Genomic DNA, 3,585 nt, shown 5'->3' with positions numbered 1-3,585 from the left:
GGAATCAACATCGGACATCCCGCTTGAAAAAGCCCAGGCCAGTTTTGAAATGGTTGGCTTTAAGGTCGACCGCGTGATTAATAACAGTCCTCACACCGGCTGGTCAATTGGCCCGCAAGAGGGAAAGAAACAGATTGCCACATTTGAAACCAAAGCACCGTTCGGAGATGAAAAAGGAACCCTCATCACGGTTTCGTTACAACAATCCACCACACTCAAACTCTATCATAATCTGGGAAGATTCCGACTGTCTCTGACCACTGCATCCAAACCATTATCGCTGACCGGGATGACGGATTTCATTGTGCACACGCTGCATACTCCCCAGGATCAACGGACCAGCGAACAACAGCAGGAACTGCTGGAATATTTCCGCACGATTGACCCTCAACTAATCAAATTGAAAGAGGCTGAACTCGCTCACAAAAATAAAGCACCCCGCAACCCTGCTGAAACGACAAAAGCACAGGTCGTAGATCATCTGAAAGTCCCGCGAAAAACACGCTTACTGGTGCGTGGCGATTTTCTGAATCAGGCGGACGAAGTTCAGCCAAACACCCCCGCAATTCTGCCTCCCCTGGATTCCTCAAACCCCAACCGTCTCGAACTGGCTCGCTGGCTGTTCAATCCGAAGAATCCTTTAACCGCACGCGTCACCGTGAATCGAATCTGGAGCCGTTATTTTGGGCGTGGTATTGTTCCGACCATTAATGATTTTGGAACTCAGGGAGAACCTCCTTCCCATCCGGAGTTACTGGACTGGCTGGCCACGCAGTTCCAGGAAAATCACTGGAGTTTAAAACAGCTCCACAAATTGATCGTGATGTCGGCCACTTATCGACAATCATCAAACAGCAGGCCCGAGCTTGTAGAACGCGATCCCTACAATACCTGGCTGTCGCATCAGAATCGTCAGAGGGTCGAAGCGGAAATTGTGCGCGATCAGGCATTGGCCGTCAGTGGACTCATCAAACACAAAATCGGAGGACGCAGCGTAAATCCGCCACAACCGGAGGGCATCGCCAGCCTGGGTTATGCGAACTCGGTCAAATGGCCCACCAGTCAAGGCGATGACCGTTACCGGCGCGGCTTATATACGTTCTTCCAGAGAACAGTTCCTTATCCGATGCTGATGACCTTCGATTCCCCGGACTCGAATTTGAGCTGCACCCGTAGAGAAAGATCGAACACTCCGCTGCAGGCGTTGACGATCCTGAACGATCCCGCCTTTTTTGAATGTTCGCAGGCCCTGGGCAGACGCATTGTAGAAGAAACACAACAAAAAGATTCCAGCCTGGATGCGCGAATTAAGCGGGCCTTCCAGCTCTGCCTGTCACGACAGCCCTCGCCTGATGAATTCGACATCATCAAACACCTTTATCAGGATCAGATTCAACTCCTCAAGTCGGATCAAGCCGCCATCAGCCAACTGACAAACGCCCAGAATATACCCACGGGCAGCACGCTGCAAGAGGTGGCAGCCTGGATCATCATAGGACGGGTTTTAATGAATCTGGATGAATTCGTGACGCGCGGGTAATTCAGAGGATATCTGGGACAAGCATTTTTAAAACAACCTGTTTTTAATATTCGGACAGATCAGATGATGCATACAAATCCTGACGCCTTAAATCTGGCACGCCGACGGTTTTTGATGAATTCTTCCTGCAGCGTCGCCGGCTTTGCTTTGGCTGCGATGCTGGAAAAAGAAGGATTATTAGCTTCAGAATCCAGTCTGACCAATCCTCTAGCCCCCAAAGACGCTCATTTTCCGGGGACTGCAAAAAACTGTATTTTCATTTTTCTGGCAGGCGGTCCCAGCCAGATCGACCTGTATGACCCGAAGCCAAAACTTCAGGAACTCAATGGACAACCTCTACCCAAAGAGATTACCGAAAAGGTTCGATTTGCATTCATCAACAAAGAAACCGCCACCTTAAGCGGCAGTGTCCGAAAATTTACCAGACATGGAGAATGTGGGACAGAATTTTCCGACGTGCTCCCGAACATCGCTTCGTGTGCAGATGATATCGCGTTGATTCGCTCGATGTATACGGAACAGTTCAATCACCATCCAGCCCAGTTAATGATGAATACGGGCGTCGGACGTTTTGGCAGACCCAGCGTCGGTTCCTGGCTGACTTACGGGCTGGGAAGTCAATCCAATAACCTGCCCGGTTATGTCGTCCTGACAGCCGGTCGCGGTGCGAGCGGTGGTGCCTCACTCTGGTCGAGCGGCTCCCTGCCTTCCACTTATGCGGGTGTTTTATTCAGAAACAAAGGGGAACCGGTTCTCAATCTGAACAATCCCCCGGGAATCAGTTCTGATATTCAGAAGTCCGGGCTGGATGCCATAAAAAAACTGAATCACGCGCAGCTTGGCCTGACAGGCGATGACGAAATCGCCAGCCGAATTGCGAGCTACGAACTCGCTTTTCGAATGCAATCCTCTGCGCCCGAACTGATTGATTTATCCAGTGAAACAAAAGAGACGCAGGACGCATATGGTCTCGACCGTAAGGGAGAGTCCAAAAACGGAGGTCGCGGAGGCGGGTCGGATACCGAAGCTGCCTTTGCCCGCAACTGCCTCCTGGCACGTAGACTGGTAGAACGGGGAGTTCGGTTTATCAATCTATACCATGCTTCCTGGGATCATCACAGCGGTCTTGACGCCGGTATTACGCGTAACGCCGGCATCGTGGATCAACCCGTAGCAGCACTCTTGAAAGATCTCAAACAGCGCGGACTGCTCGATTCGACACTCGTCGTCATGGCTGGAGAATTCGGGCGAACTCCACTGGGTGAAAATCGTACCGGCTCCAAAGCTGTCACGGGACGTGATCACCACCCCAGTGCCTTCAGCCTCTGGATGGCCGGCGGTGGCGTCAAGGGGGGGCAGGTCATTGGAAAGACCAGCGAACTTGGCTGGTCGGTTGAAGAAGATCCCGTGCACATCAACGATTTTCATGCAACGCTGCTGCATCTGTTCGGACTGAATCACTTGAAACTGGCCCAGAAATTTGGGGGCCTGGATATCAGGCTGACGAATGTCGGCGGAAAAATCGTCGAAAAACTCATCGCCTGATGATGTTTTTCGGAAAACAAATCAAGTCAGCATCGATCAAGGTAAGCGGATTTCACCGCCAATGACCAAACCATGCAGTGTATAACTGTCGAGACTGTTCTGGGCCTGCAATGAGACACCATTGGTCAAGTTCGAAGAGGACTCATTATAGTACGTGATTGTCCCCGGTCTGGCGATCTGATTCGCCCACAAGAAATTGTAACCCACATTAAACGTGAAGGATTCGCTCAGATGGAAACGGGCATTCACGCCAAATTCGAACGTGGGTGCAAATCTGGTATTTGAAATGGTGGTAACATGAGTTGGATCAGCGGCACTGAGAAACTGATCCGTTAAAACACTACCATTATAGTTATTCACGCCGAAGCCGACTTTAGGCTCTGCAGAAATCGTAAACCAGGGATGTACAAATTCCATGCGAATCCCTGCTTGAGGTATATAGAGTTTATTGTTGGTTGCCGAATCGATGGTGGTTTCAAACAAGGCGACTGGAGTCGTTG

3 protein-coding genes are annotated in these 3,585 nt (G+C 50.7%); 2 read left to right on the top strand and 1 reads right to left on the bottom strand.

Annotation, left to right across the window (positions count from 1 at the left end; all coding sequences use genetic code 11):
• Positions 1–1,540: DUF1553 domain-containing protein (locus Q0294_RS02235; RefSeq protein ID WP_299460486.1), on the top strand; the 1,540-nt coding region annotated here is incomplete at its 5' end.
• 66 nt (positions 1,541–1,606) lie between these two features.
• Positions 1,607–3,085 carry a DUF1501 domain-containing protein gene (locus Q0294_RS02230; protein WP_299460483.1) on the top strand — a complete coding sequence of 493 codons (1,479 nt, stop codon included), beginning with the start codon at positions 1,607–1,609 and terminating at the stop codon, positions 3,083–3,085.
• A gap of 36 nt (positions 3,086–3,121) precedes the next feature.
• On the opposite strand, the gene Q0294_RS02225 is transcribed toward Q0294_RS02230, so the two are convergent.
• On the bottom strand, positions 3,122–3,585 hold a 464-nt coding region (locus tag Q0294_RS02225; protein ID WP_299460480.1), incomplete at its 5' end, for a BBP7 family outer membrane beta-barrel protein.

The sequence above is a fragment of the uncultured Gimesia sp. genome, assembly GCF_937919775.1.
In the GTDB taxonomy this organism is placed as follows: Bacteria; Planctomycetota; Planctomycetia; order Planctomycetales; family Planctomycetaceae; genus Gimesia.
The sequence above is the reverse complement of the archived record's forward strand: the minus strand, read 5'-3'. Positions and strand labels throughout refer to the sequence as shown.